The organism is Salinicoccus halodurans (assembly GCF_900114445.1).
Taxonomy (GTDB): Bacteria; Bacillota; Bacilli; order Staphylococcales; family Salinicoccaceae; genus Salinicoccus; species Salinicoccus halodurans.
Genome location: NZ_FOTB01000003.1, coordinates 229,759 through 250,779, shown reverse-complemented (window position 1 = coordinate 250,779; position 21,021 = coordinate 229,759). Strand labels below are relative to the sequence as shown.

Below are 21,021 nucleotides of genomic sequence, written 5' to 3'. Positions count from 1 at the left end.
ATACTTCTATTGTACCTCAACGCCTTGCTTTATCAACTCTCCACGAGCTTCCTTTCTTGCCTTAAATTCAGCGTCGGCTTCGATTTTCCTGATATCTCCTCTGATTAATATTGATATGGCCAATGCAGCTATAAATAATGCCCCGAATATATATAAAGTCAATGTATAGCTTTGTGTTGCTTCATAAACTGTCGAAGATATAAATGGACCGACGAGGCCTGCAGCCGCCCAGGCTGTCAGTATATAGCCATGGATGGCGCCAAGCTGTTTTGTACCGAAAATGTCTCCAATATACGCCGGGATCGCAGAAAATCCGCCACCGTAGCAGGAGATGATGACAAACAGCATAGCCTGGAATACAAGTGCATGGCTTACTGAAGGCAGCAGCAGAAACAACGCAATCTGTATTATGAAAAAGAGAGAGTACAGATTGGGCCTGCCGATATAATCGGAAATGGACGCCCACACCAGGCGGCCGCCGCCGTTGAACACTCCCATGATGCCCACCATCACAGCCGCCGCTCCTGCAGACAATCCGGCAATCTCCTGTGCCATCGGGCTCGCTACAGCAAGTATTGCGATGCCGCATGTCACGTTCAAAAATAACATGGACCACAGGAAATAAAAGCGTCTTGTCCTGACGGCTTCATTGGCAGTCAATTGTACGATGTCTTTTTTAGCAGTCACCTTTTCATCCAGATTCATCCCCTCCGGCTCATATCCTTCGGGTGGACGTTCCAAGTAGAGACTTGATGCAATCATTACAACAAAGTAAATCACAGCGAGAATGTAAAATGTCCCGGCGATGCTTACATTCACAATCAGCCACTCCATTGCCGGGCTGGCAAGCATTGCTGCAAAACCGAATCCCATGATTGCAAGACCTGTTGCCATGCCGCGGCGGTCGGGGAACCATTTTACCAAAGTTGAAACAGGCGTGATATACCCGATTCCAAGGCCGATTCCCCCGAGCACCCCATAACCGAAGTACAGCAGTATAAGACTTTCCAGCTGTACTGCCAGACCGGCCACTGCCATGCCGGAAGCGAAGAACAATGTCGAAACCAGACCCGATATTCTCGGACCTTTAGCTTCTACAAAATGCCCCATGAATGCTGCTGATAGACCCAGGAATAAAATTGCCAGACTGAATGTAAAAGAGACATTGCTGAGGCTCCAGCCAAGCTCAGACTGCAGCGGCACCGTAAACACGCTCCACGCATACACTGAACCTATGGAAATATGTATCCCTACTCCTGCCAATGCAATCAACCAACGATTTTTCTTTGTTTTCAAATCAGTTTCCCCCTAGTTTAATTATTGGCAAAGCCAATCCCTAATCATGCTATAATATATGCGCGGTTAAATGCTATGCAATGAATTAATAATTATTATATTGAATAAATAAAACCCTTTCAATATAATCAACCTGGAAAGGTGGGTATTTTTTGAAAATCACTTCGAAACGAAAAATCGTCAGATATGACAGCGGTGCATTCGAAGAGACGAACGATGCAATTGCTGAAGAATTTCCTCTGACACTTTATATAAATGATGTAGAATTTGCAACGCTTGTATGCTCACCTGACCATTTGGAGGAACTCATCATGGGCTTCCTGGCTTCAGAGGGCGCAATCCGGAAATACAGTGACATTAAATCGATGAACCTGGATGATCATGGCGGCTTCTGTCACATAAATCTGAACAGCGATATATCAACCGATCATTTCACATATTCGAAAAGGATACTCGGTTCCTGCTGCGGGAAGAGTCGTCAATTCTATTTTCAAAGCGATGTCGATACTGCCAAAGTATCTATGTCCAAAACGACGATCACACCTGAACAGTGCACAACATTGATGAGAGATATGCAGGACACTAGCACGATTTTCAAAGAGACCGGTGGGATTCATAACGCCAGTCTCGGCACACCTGAAGAAGTGATTGTACACCGCGGTGATATCGGAAGACATAACGCCCTCGACAAACTATACGGTTACTGCATCGAAAACCGGATTCCGGTCAATGACAAAGTATTGGTATTCAGTGGACGGATATCTTCAGAAGTACTGACAAAAGCTGCCAAGATAGGTGTCGGCATTGTATTAAGCAAGTCCGCTCCTACAGATCTTGCCATCAGACTTGCAGAAGATTTGAATATTACCGCGATTGGTTTTATCAGAGGAGACTCATTCAATATATACAGCCATCCATGGAGAGTCGTTCAAAAAAATGCTGAAATATAGAACAGCACCCCGGAATAGTGGCCGCCCCCGAATATACTGACATTAGCAGTATACCCAGGGGCAGAACCAGAATCCGGAGTGCTTTTTCTTATTCTTCAGTATAATAATTTTTATGGAATTCATTTACTGTAATATCATGTGCATTATAATGGCCTTCTATGATACTCCCAATTTTCTCTGCCCATTGAATGTCGGTTGCATACAGGTGGCTGCCGGGATTTTCCGGATTCCACCGCATCGCATAAAGTGTATTCTGACCTTTTGAAACATAATTTTCACTTATGAATCTGGCACCTCCCATAATCGCTTTCTCCGGGGAAGACCAGCCTGATTTCGCTGCATAGCTCGACCCTTCTGACACAGCTTTTTTATCAAAAGCACCTATACCGAAGAAATTGTAGTATGTGCCATCTTCCACTTCAATCCCCCGGGCAAGTGAGGACTTGCCATTACCTGTCTCGATCTGAGCATGACTGATCAGATATAGAACATTCAAATTATGCTTTTCCTGAGCCTGCAGAAAAGTTTCACCATGATTTTCCAGAATCCCTTTGCCAGCCAATGATTCATTTAACTCTTCCACGGTCAGACTGACTGTTTCATCCAACTTTAAAAATTGGAAATCGGTATTACTTCTGCTGGTATCCATCGCTTCCCTGATATCTTCGTCCCGGGCTTTGACTGCGCTTCCGTTCTCCAGCTTCACATCTGATGTACTGCTGTTAATCTGAGTATCCACCGCTTCATCAAAACTATGAATATACGTCTTCTCCTTCTTTTCAACAAGTGTCGTTTCAGAGACCAGAAAGGTGATGAAGAACACCACCATGATTCCAAGTAAAATTAAAACCGGAATATCCTGCTTCGTTTTTTCCTTCATCCATCACTTTTCCTTATCTTAAGTTCAATTATTACACTATTCTATCCCAAAAATCCGAAAAAAGTAAGCATCCTGATTTAGATGCTTACTGGTTCTGAATCCGCTTGCTTGACAAGCGTATCTATCATTAAACTTAAACGCTCTATGATTTCTTCATTTTTAAGGACATGACCTTTGGCGGTTTTCATAAAATCTGAATCGCAGGTGGAGGCCTGAGTCGGAATCACCATTGCGTGAACCCCTCTCATCACCATTCTCAGCTGAGTTAGAGGGTCCGAGTTTCTCATCCCGCCACTGTTACAGAACAGAGCCACCGGCTTCATTTCAAATTCATTTATCGAAAGATGATCCAAAGCATTCTTTAACACTCCGGAATAGGATGTATGATAATTTGGCGTCCCAATCATCATTGCATCCGCTTCTTCTGTGAGACGCTTCAATTCCTCGACATCATCAGATTTTCCCTGGCCGAAAACCGGGATATCCAATTCACATAAATCGACTACGGTCACTTTATTTTCAGGCTGTTCAACTAAAGATTCAATAATCTGAGCAATCGCATTGGTATGGGATCCAGGAAAAGCACTTCCTGAAATGACAAGCAGGTTCATTGAAAGTCTCCTTCTTCAAATGTTTCTGATTAAATTAATGGTACCATCTGAAAGTTTCAATTAAAACCGTCTAAAGTCGTAATAAAAAAAGCTGAGCATGGACGCATCCATTCCCAGCTTATCAGTTATTCAATTTATCACTCAAAGTTTTAAGTTTTACAATCGTTTCAGAATCCAACTCATCATAATTAATTTCTTTATCGATGATTGATTGAGCTTTATCTATGGAAATATCCACCGCACGACTGATTTGATATGCTGTCAGTTTTTCAGTTAACATTTTTAAATTTAAGTCTGTATCCATATCTTCACCATCCTCAATCAATTCTCCTGAAGCAAGTTTAATTATACCACATGATAATATATTAACAATGAATATGAAAAAAATGGATATTATTTAAAAACTGAATTGCTGTTACATCAAAATGGTCATTTGTCATCTGCGTCCATACTATTGATCAAATAATGCCTGTTCAAGTGTTTCAAGCTTCTCTCTGACTTCCTGATCCAACTCATCAACCTTCAGTTTTTCATCCAAAAGATCATTCGCCGTATCGATTGATATCCCGAGTGCTTCACTGATCTGATATGCTGTCAGCCTGCCCTCAATAATTCTGGATTCCATCTCCATCCCATCACCTGCTTCTCATAGATAGTTTAATTATATGGAGAAATAAAAAAAATGCAATGTTTTTCACAAAACTTCACATACATTTTACTTCTCACTCATTTTCAGACAAAAATTAATTAAGAGATCATTTAAAACGACCGTTTTCTCGTATCATTTATAACATTAGACGTCATTGGAAAAGGGTAACAGAATAATGTGAGGAGTGGTAATCAATGTATGAATCAATTTATGCAAAGCAAAAACAGTTTTACCAGTCAGGTAAATCAAAAGGTATAAAGTTTAGGAAGAATGCCCTGAAGCAGTTAAAAAGAGGAATCAAGTATTATGAACATGAACTTTCTGAAGCTATGCTCAATGATTTTAATAAACAGAAAACAGACACATACATGACTGAAATTGGTATTGTTTACAATGAAATCAACCATGCGGTCAAACATTTGGATGAATGGGCAGAATCCAAAAAAGTAAAGACACCCATTACCCATTTCGGATCAAAATCAACTATCTATAAAGAGCCTTACGGTGTCACCCTTATTATTGCGCCCTGGAACTATCCATTCAACCTTACCATCTCTCCTTTAATAGGAGCGATCAGCGCAGGAAACACCGCTGTTCTGAAACCTTCGGAACATACACCGGCAGTGGCAGAAGTCATCAGTAAAATAATGGAGTCTGTATTTCCAGTCGAGCATATAGCTGCAGTAGAAGGAGGGGTAGAAACCAATCAGGCGCTGCTCAGGCTGCCTTTCGATTATATTTTCTATACAGGAAGTTCCCATGTCGGTAAAATAGTGATGAAGAATGCTGCAGAAAATCTGGTTCCTGTAACTCTTGAGCTCGGCGGGAAGTCACCTGCGATCGTCACTAAAAATGCGGATTTGAAACTTGCGGCGAAAAGGATTGTCTGGGCAAAATTCTCCAATGCGGGTCAGACATGCGTTGCACCTGACTTTGTCTATGCCGAGAAATCCATTAAGGATGCGCTTGTTTATCATATAAAATACTATACTTATAAGTTCTACCACAAAGATTTTATTAATGGGAAATATATGAGCATTGTAAACAATGACCATTTTGAAAGAATAAGAGGACTGATTGAAGGCGATATAGTATATGGCGGTGGATTGCGCCCGGAAGACCGTACAATCGAACCCACGGTAATCGACAATGCAGAATTTGATCACCCTGCAATGCAGGAAGAAATATTCGGACCGGTACTTCCAGTTCTTTCTTTTGAAAACCTGGACAAGGCGATACTGGATATACGTGATATGCTGGATCCGCTTGCATTGTACGTCTTCACAGAGAAGAAAACCGAAGCAGAATCTGTCATCACAAAAGTACCTTTCGGCGGAGGTGCAGTAAATGATGCAATGTATCATCTGGCTACACCATACCTTCCCTTCGGAGGCCGCGGCAACAGCGGCATGGGGAAATATCATGGGAAATACTCTTTCGATACATTCACGCACGAAAAAAGCATCTTAAAACAGACTACACTGTTCGACATCCCGTTCAGATATCCGAATCTAAAAGTTTTTCAAAAGCTTATCCGGCTGATAATGAGATAAGAAAAGCCTTCAATCGTTTGATTGAAGGCTTTTTTTGGTTAGTGATTGATGGGTGTGCCGCCTGTAATGCCGTAAACCTGTCCGGTAATATAGCTCGCACTGTCTGATGCGAGAAGTACATAAGTGTCAGCCAGTTCCACCGGCTGCCCTGCACGTTTTAACGGCTCTTTCTGACCGAATTCCGGTATGCTTTCCTGAGGCTGCCCGCCTGCTACCTGGAGCACCGTCCAGACTGGCCCCGGGGACACGGCGTTTATCCTGATCCCCTTTTCAGCCAGCTGTTGAGTCATGGCAAGAACAAAGGCAACCTGTGAGCTTTTCGTCATCGCATAATCCGAGAGATGTCCGGAAGGCTGGAAAGCCTGAACAGACGTTGTTACGACAACACTCCCCCCTTCCGGGAGATGATCCAATGCTTCTTGAAGCATCCAGACATTTGAGAAGATATTAACAGTAAATGTATCTGTGAGCTGTTCAGTGGAGAGATTTTTTATATCTTTTTCAAACTGCTGAATCGCTGCATTCAAGACCAGTATATCCAGTCCGCCAAGTTTTTCCGCCGCTTCATGCACGAGCTCCCTTGCAAATCTCTCATCTCTCAGGTCCCCCGGCAGAAGCACCGCCTTTTGTCCCGCTTTTTCAATGACAGCTTTGACTTCCTGTGCATCCGATCCTTCATCAGGGAGATAACTGATTGCCACATCTGCTCCTTCTTTTGCATACGCAATAGCTGCTGCACGTCCGATGCCTGAATCTCCGCCTGTGACAAGTGCTTTTCTGTTCTTCAGTTTCTCACTGCCGACATATGATTCCTCGCCGCAATCCGGAATTGGATGCATTTCACTCTGCACGCCCGGGTAGGGTTGTTTCTGCTTTTCAAATTTGCCGTCGTAATATTTGTATAAAGGATTGTTCATTTCGCCCATCTTCGTATTCCTCCTATTTAAAAGAATACTTTTCTATTGCGCATTTTCTCCATTTATAAACATATTTCTTTTCTCTATGGACCTCAGACGGATGAAGAAACCTGCAGCAGCGCATGTCAGGCCGAGGGAAATACCTATCCAGAAACCGTAAACTTCAAGTGAAGTATACGCAGCGAGCAGATAGCCCGCTGTCAGGCCAACGAACCAGTAAGAGAAAACTGCAATGAACGATGGGATTGTAACATCTTTATAGCCTCTTAGTATTCCCTGGAATAATGCCTGCAGTGCATCTGACACCTGATAGATGATCGCGAATACAAATAACGGCACCGCAATGGCTACTACGGCGGGATCAGCTGTATAGAAATATGCAATCTGTTCCCTGAATATAAACAGCAGTATGGAAGTGACGGAGATCAGAGCAAGACTTGTTATCAGCCCCATCATTTTATAACGCCCGGCATCCTCATATCTGCCGCCTCCTACACTGAATCCGATCACTATGGTCATTGCCATTGAAATGCTCAGCGGAAGCATGAAAAGCATTGTCGTAAAGTTCAGTACAATCTGGTTTGCTGCAATGATATCAGTCGTGAACATGATACCGATCAGCAATGTCATTAAAGAAAATATACTTGTTTCAACAAAGAGCAATATGCCGATCGGCACTCCAATCTTCAAGTGATACCTCATGACGTCAAGGGATGGTCCTGTCACTTTTCTGAACAGCTTGAACGCCGCCAGAACTTCCACTTTGAAAGTCATGAATACTGCTATTAAGAAAATAAGCCAATATGTGATCGCTGTAGCATATCCTGCACCGATTCCTCCGAGCTCCGGAAAACCGAAGTTACCAAAAATCAAAGAATAATTAAAGAAGACATTGAGTGGCAGAGAAAGGGTGATAATGTACAGCGATATCCTCGTAAGCCCCTGTGCATCAATAAAATTACGCAATACACTGAATAAAAATAACGGCATGATACCGGTGGATAATCCAACGAGGTAATGATAGGCGATATGATGGACGGCCGGTTCAAGCTCCATGATCCCCAGCAGATCATCAAGGAAGAAAAAACCTGATATTAAAACAAAAGCCGCAATGGCCAGGGCAATATACATCGCCTGCATTACTGTGTCATGTACTTTTTCCTTTTCATCCGCACCCATCAGGTTCGCAACGATTGCTGTGACTGCAAGCAAAATTCCATTGATTCCTGTGGAAACCGGCGCCCAGAAACTCGATCCGATGGCGACCCCTGCCAGATCATCGACACTTGCTCGGCCGGACATCATGGTATCGATCATATTCATAGAATACAGTAATACCTGAGTGACAAGTATAGGCCAGAGTATCTGCATTAACTGGCCATACATTTCGCATTTCGAATCCGTATGATACATTCTCCCTTACTCCCCTGCAAAATTTTTTAACGCTAATAAATCCATTACCGGAGTAATGGATTTTCTAAATGAATTATAAAATCATTCCTGCTATGAAGCCTGTTGCCAGCACAGGGAGATTTAAAAACAAGAAGGTTGGTACACAAGTATCCCAAATATGATCGTGCTGTCCATCAGCATCCAGACCAGCTGTTGGCCCTAGTGTAGAGTCAGATGCAGGAGAACCGGCATCTCCCAGTGCGCCGGCAGTGCCGATGATTGCGATGATTGCCGGCATCGACAGCTCCAATTCAATACCCATCGGAACAAATATACTTGCAATAATCGGTATCGTTGCAAACGATGATCCTATACCCATAGTTACAATCAGTCCGACAATCAGCATTGATGCAACAATCAGCGTTTTCTGGCCGATCAGCACTTCTGCAATACCTTCCACTAACGAAGTTACGTGCCCTGTCTCAGTGATCACTGAAGCAAATCCATTTGCAGCAAGCATTACGATGCCTATATAAGCCATCATCTGTATACCATTAATCAGTTCGGCATCCAGGTGCTTCCATTTGAATCTGAATGACAGAAAGAAAATCATAATTCCAGCAAGAGCACCAAATATCATAGAGTCAGTCATGATTTGAACTGTAAACGTCGCTAATATAGACAGGACTGCTGTAATGATTGTTGCTTTGCTGGTATCTCTTTCCTGTTGTGATGAAATTTGGATTGTTTCGTAATTTCTTTTCTTCCTATAGTAGAACAACGCAATGATCAGACCTATGACAAATCCGCTGGCCGGAATGATCAGATTGGGAGCTACATCACCGAATGCTATATCCACACCGACCGTTTCAAAACTTGTCACTATCGTATTTTGGAAAATCTGCCCGAAACCGACAGGCAATATCACGTATGGAAATGTGAGACCGAATGTAAGGACAACAGCAATCAGACGTCTGTCGATCTCCAGTTCATTCATCAGACTGAGGATCGGCGGAATAAGAATTGGAATAAAGGCGATATGCACCGGAATCAGATTCTGACTCATTACAGCAGCAATAAGAAGGGCACCGATAATAGATATTTTGGCGATAATCCGTGCTTTTTTTGACTGCTCTTTATTCAGCGCTCTAATAATGAAGTTCACGAAAACTTCAGTAATACCACTGTACGCAATCAGGGCAGCAAATCCTCCAAGCAATGCATAGCTCAGGGCAATCTCTGCACCGCCGACAATCCCTTCAGTAAATATGGTGATAATATCCGCAATCGGGATACCTGCAACGATTCCGCCGGCCAATGCACCGATGAATAGCGCAAGCACTACATTCAATCTGAGCAGGCTCAGAATAATCATAACTAAAACAGCGATTAATACTGCATTCATGCTTTATCCACCTTCCAAATTAATTCAAGCATAATATTATAATATTAATTACTTAGAGAGGGTTTGTCAATCTCAAAATAAATATGACAACTGCATCATGTTTTAAAATCAGTAAATGGGGAAACAATTAGAGTGTAGACAACAAAATATTTCATAGGAGGGATAATCTTTATGAAACCTTTTATCAAAGCTTATGAAAACGATGAAAAACTGCAGGAAGACATTAAAAAAATCACAGGCAATAACGTAAAAGAAGAGGATATCTATGTTATCTCACATGATGATGACAGAACAAAAAGAATTGCCAAAAACACAGGAATCAATACTATCGGCGCAAGCGAAATGGATATGGGAGATGCTGTAAAAGCACCTTTCGAAAAGAAAGGTGATGAATTACGCAACAAACTTCAAAGTGTAGGTTTCGATGAGACTGAAGCAAAAGGTTATGAAGCTGAAATGGATAAGGGAAAAGTGTTTCTGATTGTAACAAATAATGAAAATGTTGAACAGTTCCTTATCTAAATAATGATATCCAGAGCCGTTTCCAAAGGGAAGCGGCTCTTTTATATCATCACATATACAAGGATGGACAGCATTACAGAGACGGCTAATATCACTGTGAAAGGTTTTGATGCCCGTCTTATCGTATCTTTTAAATTAATATTGAGTCCGAGGGCTGTCATGGCCATCGTAAGCAGGATTGAAGTAAGTACAGAAACGCCTTCCATGACTTCCGGATCAACGACAATATGTTTTCCCAATACATAACTGTTCAGCAGGCTCATGAGTACGAAGCCAATGAGAAAATATGGGAAAGGTATCTTTTTGACACTTTTTCCGCTTTCTCTTCTCCTTATGAAGAAAATCAGTATAAAGCAAAGCGGGACCAGTAAAAACACTCTCGATAATTTTGCAAGTAATGCTATGGCAAGGGCATCACTGCCTGCCGGTTCGGCAGCGAGAGCAACATGAGCCAGTTCGTGCAGGCTCAGCCCCGCCCATGAACCGTATTCCGTGGGAGTCATAGGTAAATATGGCCCTATAAATATATACCCGATTGAAAAAACAGTGCCCAGCAATGCAATGATGCCGATGCTTATTGCCGTATCTTCATCTTTTGTTTTAAGGATGGGTGCGACAGCGGCTATCGCAGCTGCTCCGCATATTCCTGTACCGACTCCGACCAGCATGGATATATTCATATCCGCTTTTATCATTTTTGCAAAAATGAATGAGGCACCTACCGAAAAAGCAATAACGATAACAGATTGCGCCAGCAGGGTCAGACCTTGTGAAAATACAATATCTATATTCAATTTCAAGCCATATAAAATAATGGCTGCACGAAGCAGGATTTTAGAGGAGAATTGTATACCGGACGCAATTTTATATGGATATCCGAATATCTGCCTGTATATGAAAGCAAGTATTATCGCTGTCGCCAAAGGGCCTATATATTCAAAAACCGGTAATTCCGCCAATAAAAATCCGAGGGTCGCAATTACCAGTGTAAATAATATTCCAGTTATAAAGCCATTTTTTTTAACAGAACTGATCATAATAACGCCTCCATGCTTTATGATAGCGTCATATGATGGATAAGTGAAATAGTATGTAATGATAGCATTGATAACTAAAACGTTATGATAGGAGTATGACAATGACCAATCAGTCACTCAAAGTATTTGTAACCGTTATAGATAAAAAAGTTTCACCCATGCTGCAGAATGACTGCACATGACCCAATCCGCTGTTTCCACCTATATTAAGAAACTCGAAGAAGACCTTGGCCTCACGCTCATCGACAGATCAGGAAAAAGGATAAAACTTAACCCGGCAGGGGAAATCTATTATTATTACGCTAAGGAAATGATTGGTATCAATGAAAAGATGCAGCACCTGATACAGGATCTGCAGAACGAATCCAAAAGTCCTGTTCTTATCGGTGCCAGTTATACTTACGGTGAATATATTCTTCCTAAAATAATTGCACAGCTGATGAACAGGCACCCCGGAATATCACCGGAAGTTTCCATAAGCAACTCGTCTTCCATAATTAAAATGGTCAAATCACGTGATTTGGACATCGGTATCATAGAAGATGAAGAACGTGAAACTGACAAAGACCTGAACAGCACCAGGCTGATTAAAGACCGGATGTATATCATTGGTGATAAAGATATGCACAGTAACCATGATAAAAAACGCTTGAAGATGCAACCTGGATTGTCCGAGAGGAAGGTTCAGGGACGAGAAGCTATCAGGACCAGTTATTCGCCTCACTCAACATCCAACCGAAGACAATTACATTAAGCAGCACCCAGGCTGTAAAAAGCTCTGTAGCGAACGGCATCGGCATCACACTTCTGTCCCATCATACTGTGGAGGAGGAACTGAAAACCGGTTCGCTCAAGCTTATAAACAAAGAAGAAACAGAACTCACCCGCTATTTCCATCTGCTCCACCGGATGTTAAGTTCCATTCAAAAAGCACACGTACCCTGTTGGATTTTCTTAATGAAAACAGTATAGAAACCCATTACTTCAAATCATGATTATGAAATCAATTTCAATCCCACTACTGCAAAAACTATGAGAAGGATGAACATTATCCGTTTCCAGTCTTTGGATTCATTATAGAAAAACATACCCAGAAGTGCGCCACCGGAGGCTCCAATACCTGTCCACACTGCATACGCAGTTCCCATCGGCAGCGTCTGCAATGCGAATGCAAGAAAAAGGAAAGACAGCCCAAAACTTGTGAGCAAAATCAGTAATGAAGAAATATTCTTGTCCTTGTGGAGTTTATTTATCGACAATACACCTGTAACCTCAAACAACCCTGCTATGACCAATGAAAACCATACCAAGATTACTGCACCTCTCTTTCGTTATCATCTGTGACCATTTTAAGACCGATTACACCTATGAGTATCAGTGTAATCAATACAACTTTCAGTGGCATGAAAGGCTCACCGAACAACACAATTTCAGAAAGTACTGTACCGAACGCTCCCAGACCGACGAAAACTGCGTACACTGTTCCGACCGGCAGATATTTACCGGCGTTTATCATCAAGTAAAAACTGACATATATCGCTATGAGAGTAAAAAACCATTCATGCCACGCATCTGCATGTGTAAGACCTACTACCCAGCCAACCTCAAAAATACTGGCAATAATAACTTTAATCCATTGAATATTAATTAATAAAACCTCCGTAATAATATAAAAAAGCCCGGGTTGAGAATGTTATTCTCTCCCAGGCTTTTGTCCCTCCGTGTCATGACGTTATCGTCATGCGCCTCCTCTTGGACCTGACCTGCATTTGCAGCGGAACCCTAGGAAGCTTTCGCTATTTACTTGTCTATATTATAAAATATTTTATTTAACAATGCAAGGTATCGGGTATCTTATATAGAGAATGCATACAAATAGGAGTGATTTATAAAATGCTTATTGCTATAGATCTGCAGAACGACACTTTTGATGCATCAGGCTCAAGTTACGGCAAATGGACCAGGAAGATAAAAGACGGGATTACCCAACGTATACAAAAAGCCATATCCGTCAATGAACCGGTCATCTACACAAAGAACCTCTATCCTGAATTCGAACATGAAAAAAGGACGACCGAAAGCATTCAATTTGATGAAACCATATATCCTGAGTTTTTTGCACTGCTCGAAGACTATGGAGATGAGTATGTTAAAACTTTTTATGGTATACCACCAGATCAGTCAAAAAAGATCCAGGAGAAATACAAAGAAGAAGTGGAAACAAATCGGACCATTGAATTTATAGGAGTTGAGACCAATATCTGCATATTGGCCAATATAATGGTGATACAAAACATATTTCCACAGGCGAATATTACTGTTGATAGAAATCTCATCGGCAGCTCGAATGCAGATCTTCATGATAAAACGCTCGAAGTTTTGGAGAATATGAATGTCATCATAAAATAAGGCGCAGCCCCAAGGGTGCGCCTCTTCTTCATTAAACTTTTTTCCGGTTTTTCCGATTTCCCATCAAAGCAATCCATTTTATAAACAAGCCTGCTCCTAACAGCAATCCGACATATCCCATGACCGGATATACTGTTCCTACCAGGTCTGCAAACCCGGCAAAACTCAGGATATAGCCCAAAATCAAAGATAAGGGGAGCAAAACATTGTAGCCCTTGCTTTTAAGGGCAAAGAACCTGATCAGGAATGGATATAACATCCCCACAGCTGTATTATAGATAACAAGGAGCATTGCGATACCCAGCAACACTCCTAAAGCAGGATGAATTTCATTTCCCAGCAACAGCATGGGAAGTGCAACTTCATTGACCTCTCCAAGCTTCGAGAGGAGACCAAGATTGATCAGGAGCATCAATACCAGGATGATGACACTCCCGGCAATCCCGCCGTATCCGGCAATTTTGCGGGATTTGGAGTCTGAACCCATCATGGTCAGGAAACTGAATGCAACTGCAATGGTGAAACCACTGTAGGTAATCGCGTCCCACCACCAGGCACCCTCAACAGTAAGCTCTGGTTTTGCAAACTGATCGGCTTCAGACAACGGCATTGAAGAATTGAAATATGTGATAAGGGAAATAATAATGACAACCCCAAGCAGGTATGGTGTGACCGCACCTAAAGCGATTACAATTTTGCTGAAGTTCAAATTTAAAGTAATGTATACGCCGATCACCAATATAATTGCACCCAGCCATGGCGGCGTGCCAAAACTCTCATAAAATGTCGATCCTGCACCTGCAATCATGATGACTGCTACTCCATACAGGAAAAACACCAATATGTAATCGATGAGCCGCCCGAATAAAGGACCAAATATGTTCATGATGGAATCTACATGGGATTCAGACTCAAGATCATATCCGACATCGGCTGTCCACTTACCTGTGAACAGAATAAGAAATCCTGATAAAAGTACAGCAAAAATACTGATGAAACCATTATTTGTAAAGAACTGGAGTATCTCCTGTCCTGTAGAAAAACCTGCACCCACCACTACGCCGGTGTAGGCGAACCCTATCTTCAAGATATCTTTCACATTCGCCAAAATAACCACTCCGTATGATTTTAGAATTCTTGAAATAATAACTTAATAGTACACTTCTTTACTATTTCTGGCAAACATGAAAATATGAATTAAAAAAACGCTGGCGGGAAGGCCAGCATTATGTGTTCACAGAATCCAGGAAATGTAAAATATCTTTAAAAAGCAGTTTTTTATCTTTCCCTTTTGTCATAAGGTGTCCGGTGTTTGGATATACTTTCATATCTTTCGCTTCCGATGCAACCTCTTCATATATATGATCTGCACTTTCTTCGTATAAAGCAGCGTCTTTTCCGCCATATTTAACAGCTAGTGGCACTGAAATATCCCCCAACCTGCTGTGGATTTCATCAATCAATGCTTCGAAGTCCGGGAGACTTGCCATGGGTTTTTCATCCAGTTCTTTTAATTTTTCATCAATCTCTTCATCACTTCTGCCGACAAATTCCATGAAGTTTTCTATATAGGATACCACCCTTTTATTAAGATCTTCGATATCTTTTCCCTGAGGCACAGACATTGCAACGACACTATTGATGTCTTCCAATGAATATGCGGCTTTCAGGGATAAAATACCGCCCAGTGATACACCGCCTATCGATATCTTTTCATATCCCTTGTCTTTAAGCATTTCATAGCTTTCAACAACGTTATTCCACCATTCGTCCGGCCCGGATTCAACTAATGGATCCGGACCCATCCCATGTCCTTCGAATATTGGAATAGCCACTGTATACCCATTTGAATTCAAGTATTCACCCAGCTCTTTCATATCTCTCGTAGTACCAGTAAAAGAATGCAGCAGGATTACTGCTTTGTCTCCATTCTCCAACAAGACCGGATCAGGCTGTGTAATTTTCATTCTTCTTCCTCCTTGTTTTGTTTCGTCGCTCTGGTGTAAAGGTACTCCGCTTCACTTTTTCCCAGGTTAAAATCCTTCATCAGATTTTCTATTGTTTCATTCTTATCCTTACCTTTATAAGCATAGTTTAAAACTTTTTGAGTCATTTCCTAAAGCCGGCCGGCTCTTGTAACCGCAGTCCCCGTCTTTTTTAGAATAGTACGGCTGATCATGAAGAGGACAACAGCAATCATTATAAGTACGATGATTACAAAATCCAGGTTTTTCATTATATCTCTCTTCCATCACTATATTAATAGTTTATCTAAATCTTTAAAAATGTTTGACAAATCAGATGTAAATCAGTAATATGATATTCAATTAAATAATTACTTATCCAGAGTGGTGGAGGGACTGGCCCTTTGAAACCCGGCAACCTTTTTGGTAAGGTGCTAAATCCAGCAGGTTTTTCCTGATAGATGAGTGAAACGAGAGTCTCCTTATCTTACATAAGGAAGGCTCTTTTTTATTATTTAAAATTAATGGAGGCGTTAAAATGACTGAAGAATTCCGTTTTGAAACTAAGCAACTGCATTCCGGACAGGAAGTGGATCCCACTACGAACTCGCGTGCTCTTCCAATCTATCAGACTACATCCTATGCTTTTGATGATGCCAAACATGCTGCTGATCTTTTCGGTTTAAAAGATGTAGGCAATATCTATACACGCCTGATGAATCCGACGACAAACGCGCTTGAAGTGAGGGTTGCCGAACTCGAAGGCGGAGTTGCCGGCCTCGCAGTAGCTTCAGGTATGGCCGCAATCACATATGCAGTGCAGGCAGTTGCCAATGCCGGAGATCATATTATCTCAGCATCGAGCCTCTACGGCGGTACGCACACCCTGTTCACACACACATTCAAAAAATTCGGCATCGAGGCAACACTCGTGGATACTGAAGACCCCGAGAATGTTTCAAGAGAAATAAAAGAAAATACCAAAGCCGTATTCATAGAAACAATCGGGAACCCCGAAGGTAATGTTGAAGATATTAAAGTACTCGCCAAAATCGCCAATGATAACGGTATTATCCTAATCGTGGATAACACATTTGCAACCCCTTATCTCTGCCGCCCGATTGAACATGGTGCCCATGTCGTCGTGCATTCTGCGACTAAATTCCTTGGCGGACATGGTACATCAATCGGGGGAATCATTGTCGACGGCGGTAACTTTGATTGGAATAACGGCAAATTCCCCGGCCTTACTGAACCCGATCCATCCTATCATGGACTTGTATTCACAGAAGCATTCGGTGCAGCAGCACTTGCATTCAAAATCAGAACCACATTACTGCGCGATACAGGCGCCGCTATCTCACCATTCAACGCTTTCCTTCTCACCCAGGGCATCGAAACACTATCGCTGCGCATGGAACGACACGTTGAAAATTCACAGAAAGTTGCCGAGTTCTTAGAACGTCATGAAAAAGTAGAATGGGTGGATTACGCCGGGCTCCCATCCAGCCCCTACCATGCACTGCAAAAAGAATACCTTCCTAATGGTGCCGGAGCGGTCTTCACCTTTGGTGTTACCGGAGGATATGACGCCGGTATAAAATTCATAGAATCCCTTGAGCTCTTCTCCCTCCTCGCCAATGTGGGTGACGCTAAATCATTGGTAATCCACCCTGCTTCCACCACTCATTCACAGTTGAGTGAAGAAGAACAGCTCAAGGGCGGCGTAAAACCTGAGACAATCCGTCTGTCTGTCGGCCTGGAACACATTGATGACATTCTGGATGACCTTAAAAAGGGTCTGGACGCGATATAAATGCCAATTAAAGTCATCGAAGGACTCCCTGTAAGGGAACTCCTCAAAAAAGAAGATGTATATACCATCGGCGCCTCCAGAGCGCACACCCAGGACATCCGGCCGCTCCGGATGCTCATATTAAACCTTATGCCTAAAAAGGAGGAGACTGAACTCCATCTCCTCCGTCTTTTGGGCAACACCCCGCTTCAAATCGATGTAGAATTTTTATACATGTCATCACATCACAGCCGGAATACACCAACAAGTCATCTGCAGAAATACTACAATTCGTTTGAGGAGATTAAAGAGCAGAGGTTCGATGGGATGATCGTCACCGGTGCGCCGGTCGAAAAACTGGATTACGAGCAGGTCGATTACATCGAAGAACTGAAGAACATCATCAACTGGGCCCAGACCCATGTATATTCGAGGTTTTTCATCTGCTGGGGTGCTCAATTTGCACTGAACCATTATTTTGGCATCAGGAAAATGGAACTTCCAAGTAAACTATTCGGCATTTTCGAATATGAGAACTTATACGCGGAACACCCGCTTCTCCGGGGGTTCGATGATATTTACAGTGTTCCTCAATCCCGGCATACAACAGTCGATATTGAAGGATTGAAGAAAACTGACGAACTCGATATCCTTACGGAACATCCCGAGTTCGGACCTGATCTCATTGCTTCCAAAGACAGAAGAGATTTATTCATTTTCGGCCACCTTGAGTATGAACGGGATACTTTGAAGAAAGAATATGACCGTGATGTATCAACCGGACAGCATATAGATATACCCCATAATTATTTCCCGGGTGATAACTCTTCAAATCCTCCGGTTTTCAACTGGAAAAGCCACGGGCACATCCTATTCAACAACTGGATAAATGAAACATATCAAAATACGTATTATAATCTTGAGGATATGAAAAATGATAAACACTGCCGATGATGGCGGTGTTTATTTTATGTAAAAATGAAGCCGGACGCTTCCGCCCGGCTTCATCATCACTATATGTTATTAATGGGAGATTTGTGATTTTTGAGATTTTCATGCTGACGTTTTCTGGAGAGTGCCATTAGATGCCTGAAAAACGAGGCCGCATGCCGCTCCAAAGTTTCATCGTTTAGTCTTCCCACATTTTTGTTAACGACTTCTTCTTCTCTTGCTTCATCAAAAATAGGGATATTATTTTTCTGCTTATATTCAGCAATACCGGCAGTCACTTCCATCCTTGCCTCAAACAGTTTCACAAGTTCATAATCAATTTCGTCAATCCTGTTTCTTAGTTTTTCATGCGAGTCCATTGGCAGCCCTTCTTTAATTATTTCTGAACGATCGCTTCCATGCCCGTCGTTTTCTTCTCAATTTCAAGCAGCATATTGATTGTTGTCATCAACTCATCGAATTCATCCGGTGTCAGACACTGCTGTCCGTCACTCCATGCATTTTCAGGGTCCTGGTGTACTTCAATCTGAAGACCGTTTGCTCCTGACATCACTGCCGCTTTCGCCATAGAAGGGATGATGTGTCTGATTCCTGCAGCATGGGAAGGATCAATCACGATCGGAAGATGTGATTCTTTTTGAATAACCGGCACGGTCTGCAAATCAAGTGTATTACGTGTTGCAGTTTCAAAAGTACGGATACCACGTTCACAGAAAATGACGTTCTCATTCCCTCCTGCCATAACGTACTCGGCAGACATCAACCATTCTTTCATTGTTGCAGACATACCACGTTTCAATAGTACTGGTTTGTTCGTTTTACCGATCGCTTTCAACAGATCGAAGTTTTGCATATTGCGTGCACCCACCTGGATGACATCCACCATCTCTACGAACTCATCGAGGTAATCTGTGGACATCAGCTCAGATACTACAGGCAGACCTGTTTCCTTCTTTGCAGTCTGCAGAATGCGGAGCCCTTCAACACCAAGTCCCTGGAAAGCATAAGGGGAAGTTCTCGGCTTGAACGCACCGCCTCTCAGAGTATTGGCTCCGGCAGCTTTCAGGCGTTTCGCAAGCGCTACTGTATCTTCTTCATTTTCAACTGAACACGGACCTGCACACACCATGAAATTCTCGGCGCCTACTTTGACACCGTCGATATCGATGATGCTGTCATCTTCGTGGAAATGACGGTTCGCCTTTTTGTATGGTGCTGAAATGCGGTGGGCATCCTCTACGACCTGGAATCTTTTCATATCGTTTTCTGTAATTTTCGAAGTGTCCCCGATCAATCCGATGATTGTGCGGTTCCTGCCGTCCGAACGGTGCACCTCGAAACCTGCCTCCTTAATATTTGTCGTCAGTTCCTGGATTTCCTGTTCCTTTGCGTCCTGCTTTACGTGAATAATCATAAAATAAAACCTCCCATTGAATTTTGATAAAAATAAAACCGCCACTTATATCTTAAATAAGTGGCGGTGAAGTTTATAAAATAATATACAGGTTCTCTAGCCACTTATTTAGGATAAATGGCTAGACATCACAAAATGCTTTAGCCATCACTTGATACAAACATAAAAGGTTCGTTTTACGTTTGTACGCATGTGATGGGTACAAACGGTATCAAAAATAGCTAAAGTAAAATCGATTATGTTGTTGTTGTATAGTGAGTAACATATATAATCGCCTCTTTTGGGATGTGTTGAGAGTAAGTATATAGCGTATAGATTGTTTTGTCAATACAGAATTATCAGAAATATCGGATTGCACTGAGAATTGTTTATGTATATACTAATTTAATATATTGAAAGTGGAGGTTTATTCATGAAAATAGTAATTGCAGGGCTCGGAAACATCGGTGGTTCATTTGCCCTTGCCATAAAAACTTACGCGCCCGAACATGAGATATACGCAATAGATATTGATGCTGAATCATTGCGGGACGCAGAAGAGAGCGGTTTGATCACAAAAGGATATGAAACTCCTGAAGAAATCATTCCTGAGGCGGATCTGATCATCTTCTCAGTCTATCCTATGATCCTGAAGTCTCTTGTAGCATCTTATGCCCCCTACTTCAAAGAAGGTGCCATCCTGACAGATGTAACCGGGATAAAACGCTCCATTATAGAAGAAATCGAACCGTTGCTGCCTGATAATGTCGACTTCGTATTCGGCCACCCTATGGCCGGCCGTGAGAACAGAGGGCTCGCGTTCGCAAGCGGCGAGGTATTCCAGGGAGCGAATTATCTGTTCACACCGATTCCCCGGAACAGCGAAGGTAATATTAAACTGCTCACTGACTTCGTCCGGAAAATCGGATTTAAGAATATTTCATCAATCTCACCCGATTTCCATGACGAAGTCATCGGCTTCACGAGTCAGCTTGCCCATGTCATCGCAGTCTCACTCATCAACAGTGATGACAACGACCGTAATACAAAAGCCTACACCGGGGACAGCTACAGGGATCTTACCCGGATCACCAACATCAATGAAAAGTTATGGCCCGAGCTTTTCATTATGAATAAAGACCATCTGCTCAGTCATATAGAAGGATTCAAAGGGCAGCTCGATCAGCTGACAAAGGCAATTGAAAATGAAGATATAGAAACGATGCAGAAAATGATGATTGAATCGAGACACCGCTATCACGACCTTCATAATTTAGACGAATCCCTCTGGAAATAA

25 protein-coding genes and 2 riboswitches are annotated in these 21,021 nt (G+C 42.3%); of the genes, 9 read left to right on the top strand and 16 right to left on the bottom strand.

Annotation, left to right across the window (positions count from 1 at the left end; all coding sequences use genetic code 11):
• Positions 1-6 precede the first annotated feature (6 nt).
• Positions 7-1,296 carry an L-lactate MFS transporter gene (locus BM271_RS07820; RefSeq protein ID WP_046789134.1) on the bottom strand — a complete coding sequence of 430 codons (1,290 nt, stop codon included), beginning with the start codon at positions 1,294-1,296 and terminating at the stop codon, positions 7-9.
• A 152-nt stretch (positions 1,297-1,448) separates the two neighbouring features.
• Between BM271_RS07820 and fdhD the strand changes: the two genes are divergently transcribed.
• Complete coding sequence (fdhD, locus tag BM271_RS07815) at positions 1,449-2,246, top strand: formate dehydrogenase accessory sulfurtransferase FdhD (protein ID WP_046789133.1); 798 nt, start codon at positions 1,449-1,451, stop codon at positions 2,244-2,246.
• An 88-nt stretch (positions 2,247-2,334) separates the two neighbouring features.
• Here fdhD and BM271_RS07810 read toward each other — a convergent pair whose 3' ends face one another.
• The 4 genes from BM271_RS07810 to BM271_RS07795 all read right to left on the bottom strand — a co-directional run bounded on the left by BM271_RS07810 (position 2,335) and on the right by BM271_RS07795 (position 4,368).
• Positions 2,335-3,126, bottom strand: coding sequence for an N-acetylglucosaminidase (locus BM271_RS07810; protein ID WP_046789132.1), 792 nt, complete (start codon positions 3,124-3,126; stop codon positions 2,335-2,337).
• Positions 3,127-3,203: 77 nt separating this feature from the next.
• Positions 3,204-3,737 (bottom strand): NADPH-dependent FMN reductase, encoded by a 534-nt coding sequence (locus BM271_RS07805; RefSeq protein WP_046789131.1) that lies wholly within the window; start codon positions 3,735-3,737, stop codon positions 3,204-3,206.
• A 121-nt stretch (positions 3,738-3,858) separates the two neighbouring features.
• Entirely contained in the window at positions 3,859-4,041 is a 183-nt protein-coding gene (locus BM271_RS07800; protein ID WP_046791383.1) for a hypothetical protein, read from the bottom strand.
• Between the two features lie 147 nt (positions 4,042-4,188).
• Positions 4,189-4,368: a hypothetical protein gene (locus tag BM271_RS07795; RefSeq protein ID WP_046789130.1), complete on the bottom strand. Its 180-nt coding sequence runs from the start codon at positions 4,366-4,368 to the stop codon at positions 4,189-4,191.
• Between the two features lie 212 nt (positions 4,369-4,580).
• Here BM271_RS07795 and BM271_RS07790 point away from each other — a divergent pair, with 212 nt between their 5' ends.
• Complete coding sequence (locus BM271_RS07790) at positions 4,581-5,939, top strand: aldehyde dehydrogenase (RefSeq protein ID WP_046789129.1); 1,359 nt, start codon at positions 4,581-4,583, stop codon at positions 5,937-5,939.
• A 38-nt stretch (positions 5,940-5,977) separates the two neighbouring features.
• Here BM271_RS07790 and BM271_RS07785 read toward each other — a convergent pair whose 3' ends face one another.
• The 3 genes from BM271_RS07785 to BM271_RS07775 all read right to left on the bottom strand — a co-directional run bounded on the left by BM271_RS07785 (position 5,978) and on the right by BM271_RS07775 (position 9,653).
• Positions 5,978-6,865 (bottom strand): SDR family oxidoreductase, encoded by an 888-nt coding sequence (locus tag BM271_RS07785; protein ID WP_046789128.1) that lies wholly within the window; start codon positions 6,863-6,865, stop codon positions 5,978-5,980.
• A 33-nt stretch (positions 6,866-6,898) separates the two neighbouring features.
• Positions 6,899-8,227, bottom strand: a complete 1,329-nt coding sequence (locus BM271_RS07780) for an MATE family efflux transporter (protein WP_338061313.1) — start codon at positions 8,225-8,227, stop codon at positions 6,899-6,901.
• Between the two features lie 115 nt (positions 8,228-8,342).
• A complete protein-coding gene (locus BM271_RS07775; protein ID WP_046789126.1) occupies positions 8,343-9,653 on the bottom strand; it encodes a Na+/H+ antiporter family protein in 1,311 nt (436 codons plus the stop codon).
• A 171-nt stretch (positions 9,654-9,824) separates the two neighbouring features.
• Between BM271_RS07775 and BM271_RS07770 the strand changes: the two genes are divergently transcribed.
• Positions 9,825-10,175: a YflT domain-containing protein gene (locus tag BM271_RS07770; RefSeq protein WP_046789125.1), complete on the top strand. Its 351-nt coding sequence runs from the start codon at positions 9,825-9,827 to the stop codon at positions 10,173-10,175.
• 41 nt (positions 10,176-10,216) lie between these two features.
• On the opposite strand, the gene BM271_RS07765 is transcribed toward BM271_RS07770, so the two are convergent.
• Positions 10,217-11,212: a YeiH family protein gene (locus BM271_RS07765; protein WP_046789124.1), complete on the bottom strand. Its 996-nt coding sequence runs from the start codon at positions 11,210-11,212 to the stop codon at positions 10,217-10,219.
• A gap of 178 nt (positions 11,213-11,390) precedes the next feature.
• Between BM271_RS07765 and BM271_RS07760 the strand changes: the two genes are divergently transcribed.
• Complete coding sequence (locus tag BM271_RS07760) at positions 11,391-11,966, top strand: LysR family transcriptional regulator (RefSeq protein ID WP_268794011.1); 576 nt, start codon at positions 11,391-11,393, stop codon at positions 11,964-11,966.
• Positions 11,879-12,184, top strand: a complete 306-nt coding sequence (locus BM271_RS14560) for a LysR substrate-binding domain-containing protein (RefSeq protein WP_268794012.1) — start codon at positions 11,879-11,881, stop codon at positions 12,182-12,184. The genes BM271_RS07760 and BM271_RS14560 overlap by 88 nt, the downstream gene beginning before the upstream one ends.
• 23 nt (positions 12,185-12,207) lie before the next feature.
• Here BM271_RS14560 and BM271_RS07755 read toward each other — a convergent pair whose 3' ends face one another.
• Together BM271_RS07755 and BM271_RS07750 are read right to left on the bottom strand one after the other, a co-directional pair.
• A complete protein-coding gene (locus BM271_RS07755) occupies positions 12,208-12,522 on the bottom strand; it encodes a DMT family transporter (protein WP_046789123.1) in 315 nt (104 codons plus the stop codon).
• A gap of 2 nt (positions 12,523-12,524) precedes the next feature.
• Positions 12,525-12,860 (bottom strand): DMT family transporter, encoded by a 336-nt coding sequence (locus BM271_RS07750; RefSeq protein WP_046789122.1) that lies wholly within the window; start codon positions 12,858-12,860, stop codon positions 12,525-12,527.
• A 50-nt stretch (positions 12,861-12,910) separates the two neighbouring features.
• A riboswitch (guanidine-I (ykkC/yxkD leader) is annotated at positions 12,911-13,009 on the bottom strand.
• Between the two features lie 96 nt (positions 13,010-13,105).
• Between BM271_RS07750 and BM271_RS07745 the strand changes: the two genes are divergently transcribed.
• Entirely contained in the window at positions 13,106-13,621 is a 516-nt protein-coding gene (locus BM271_RS07745; protein WP_046789121.1) for a cysteine hydrolase family protein, read from the top strand.
• 31 nt (positions 13,622-13,652) lie between these two features.
• Here the strand turns inward: BM271_RS07745 and BM271_RS07740 are convergent, their stop codons facing one another.
• The 3 genes from BM271_RS07740 to BM271_RS14280 form a co-directional block, all read right to left on the bottom strand.
• Positions 13,653-14,720, bottom strand: a complete 1,068-nt coding sequence (locus BM271_RS07740; RefSeq protein ID WP_234960506.1) for a YkvI family membrane protein — start codon at positions 14,718-14,720, stop codon at positions 13,653-13,655.
• 127 nt (positions 14,721-14,847) lie between these two features.
• Positions 14,848-15,588, bottom strand: a complete 741-nt coding sequence (locus BM271_RS07735) for an alpha/beta hydrolase (RefSeq protein ID WP_046789119.1) — start codon at positions 15,586-15,588, stop codon at positions 14,848-14,850.
• Complete coding sequence (locus tag BM271_RS14280) at positions 15,585-15,734, bottom strand: hypothetical protein (RefSeq protein WP_158462217.1); 150 nt, start codon at positions 15,732-15,734, stop codon at positions 15,585-15,587. The genes BM271_RS07735 and BM271_RS14280 overlap by 4 nt, the downstream gene beginning before the upstream one ends.
• Positions 15,735-15,957: 223 nt before the next feature.
• Positions 15,958-16,053, top strand: a riboswitch (SAM riboswitch).
• 70 nt (positions 16,054-16,123) lie between these two features.
• Here BM271_RS14280 and BM271_RS07730 point away from each other — a divergent pair.
• Positions 16,124-17,401: an O-acetylhomoserine aminocarboxypropyltransferase/cysteine synthase family protein gene (locus BM271_RS07730; protein WP_046789118.1), complete on the top strand. Its 1,278-nt coding sequence runs from the start codon at positions 16,124-16,126 to the stop codon at positions 17,399-17,401.
• The gene (locus BM271_RS07725) at positions 17,402-18,334 is read left to right on the top strand and encodes a homoserine O-succinyltransferase (protein WP_046789117.1); all 933 of its coding nucleotides are present in this window, start codon (positions 17,402-17,404) and stop codon (positions 18,332-18,334) included.
• Positions 18,335-18,393: 59 nt separating this feature from the next.
• Here the strand turns inward: BM271_RS07725 and BM271_RS07720 are convergent, their stop codons facing one another.
• A complete protein-coding gene (locus tag BM271_RS07720) occupies positions 18,394-18,690 on the bottom strand; it encodes a chorismate mutase (protein WP_046789116.1) in 297 nt (98 codons plus the stop codon).
• 17 nt (positions 18,691-18,707) lie between these two features.
• The gene (gene aroF / locus BM271_RS07715; protein WP_046789115.1) at positions 18,708-19,745 is read right to left on the bottom strand and encodes a 3-deoxy-7-phosphoheptulonate synthase; all 1,038 of its coding nucleotides are present in this window, start codon (positions 19,743-19,745) and stop codon (positions 18,708-18,710) included.
• 412 nt (positions 19,746-20,157) lie between these two features.
• Between aroF and BM271_RS07710 the strand changes: the two genes are divergently transcribed.
• The gene (locus BM271_RS07710; protein ID WP_046789114.1) at positions 20,158-21,021 is read left to right on the top strand and encodes a prephenate dehydrogenase; all 864 of its coding nucleotides are present in this window, start codon (positions 20,158-20,160) and stop codon (positions 21,019-21,021) included.

What these genes read in the sequence shown, in the direction of transcription:
- BM271_RS07810 (WP_046789132.1), bottom strand. Translation starts at nt 3,126, where the DNA reads ATGAAGGAAAAAACGAAGCAGGATATTCCGGTTTTAATTTTACTTGGA.
- BM271_RS07805 (WP_046789131.1), bottom strand. Translation starts at nt 3,737, where the DNA reads ATGAACCTGCTTGTCATTTCAGGAAGTGCTTTTCCTGGATCCCATACC.
- BM271_RS07800 (WP_046791383.1), bottom strand. Translation starts at nt 4,041, where the DNA reads ATGGATACAGACTTAAATTTAAAAATGTTAACTGAAAAACTGACAGCA.
- BM271_RS07795 (WP_046789130.1), bottom strand. Translation starts at nt 4,368, where the DNA reads ATGGAGATGGAATCCAGAATTATTGAGGGCAGGCTGACAGCATATCAG.
- BM271_RS07790 (WP_046789129.1), top strand. Translation starts at nt 4,581, where the DNA reads ATGTATGAATCAATTTATGCAAAGCAAAAACAGTTTTACCAGTCAGGT.
- BM271_RS07785 (WP_046789128.1), bottom strand. Translation starts at nt 6,865, where the DNA reads ATGGGCGAAATGAACAATCCTTTATACAAATATTACGACGGCAAATTT.
- BM271_RS07780 (WP_338061313.1), bottom strand. Translation starts at nt 8,227, where the DNA reads ATGCAGATACTCTGGCCTATACTTGTCACTCAGGTATTACTGTATTCT.
- BM271_RS07775 (WP_046789126.1), bottom strand. Translation starts at nt 9,653, where the DNA reads ATGAATGCAGTATTAATCGCTGTTTTAGTTATGATTATTCTGAGCCTG.
- BM271_RS07770 (WP_046789125.1), top strand. Translation starts at nt 9,825, where the DNA reads ATGAAACCTTTTATCAAAGCTTATGAAAACGATGAAAAACTGCAGGAA.
- BM271_RS07765 (WP_046789124.1), bottom strand. Translation starts at nt 11,212, where the DNA reads ATGATCAGTTCTGTTAAAAAAAATGGCTTTATAACTGGAATATTATTT.
- BM271_RS07760 (WP_268794011.1), top strand. Translation starts at nt 11,391, where the DNA reads ATGACCCAATCCGCTGTTTCCACCTATATTAAGAAACTCGAAGAAGAC.
- BM271_RS07745 (WP_046789121.1), top strand. Translation starts at nt 13,106, where the DNA reads ATGCTTATTGCTATAGATCTGCAGAACGACACTTTTGATGCATCAGGC.
- BM271_RS07735 (WP_046789119.1), bottom strand. Translation starts at nt 15,588, where the DNA reads ATGAAAATTACACAGCCTGATCCGGTCTTGTTGGAGAATGGAGACAAA.
- BM271_RS14280 (WP_158462217.1), bottom strand. Translation starts at nt 15,734, where the DNA reads ATGACTCAAAAAGTTTTAAACTATGCTTATAAAGGTAAGGATAAGAAT.
- BM271_RS07730 (WP_046789118.1), top strand. Translation starts at nt 16,124, where the DNA reads ATGACTGAAGAATTCCGTTTTGAAACTAAGCAACTGCATTCCGGACAG.
- BM271_RS07725 (WP_046789117.1), top strand. Translation starts at nt 17,402, where the DNA reads ATGCCAATTAAAGTCATCGAAGGACTCCCTGTAAGGGAACTCCTCAAA.
- BM271_RS07720 (WP_046789116.1), bottom strand. Translation starts at nt 18,690, where the DNA reads ATGGACTCGCATGAAAAACTAAGAAACAGGATTGACGAAATTGATTAT.
- aroF (WP_046789115.1), bottom strand. Translation starts at nt 19,745, where the DNA reads ATGATTATTCACGTAAAGCAGGACGCAAAGGAACAGGAAATCCAGGAA.
- BM271_RS07710 (WP_046789114.1), top strand. Translation starts at nt 20,158, where the DNA reads ATGAAAATAGTAATTGCAGGGCTCGGAAACATCGGTGGTTCATTTGCC.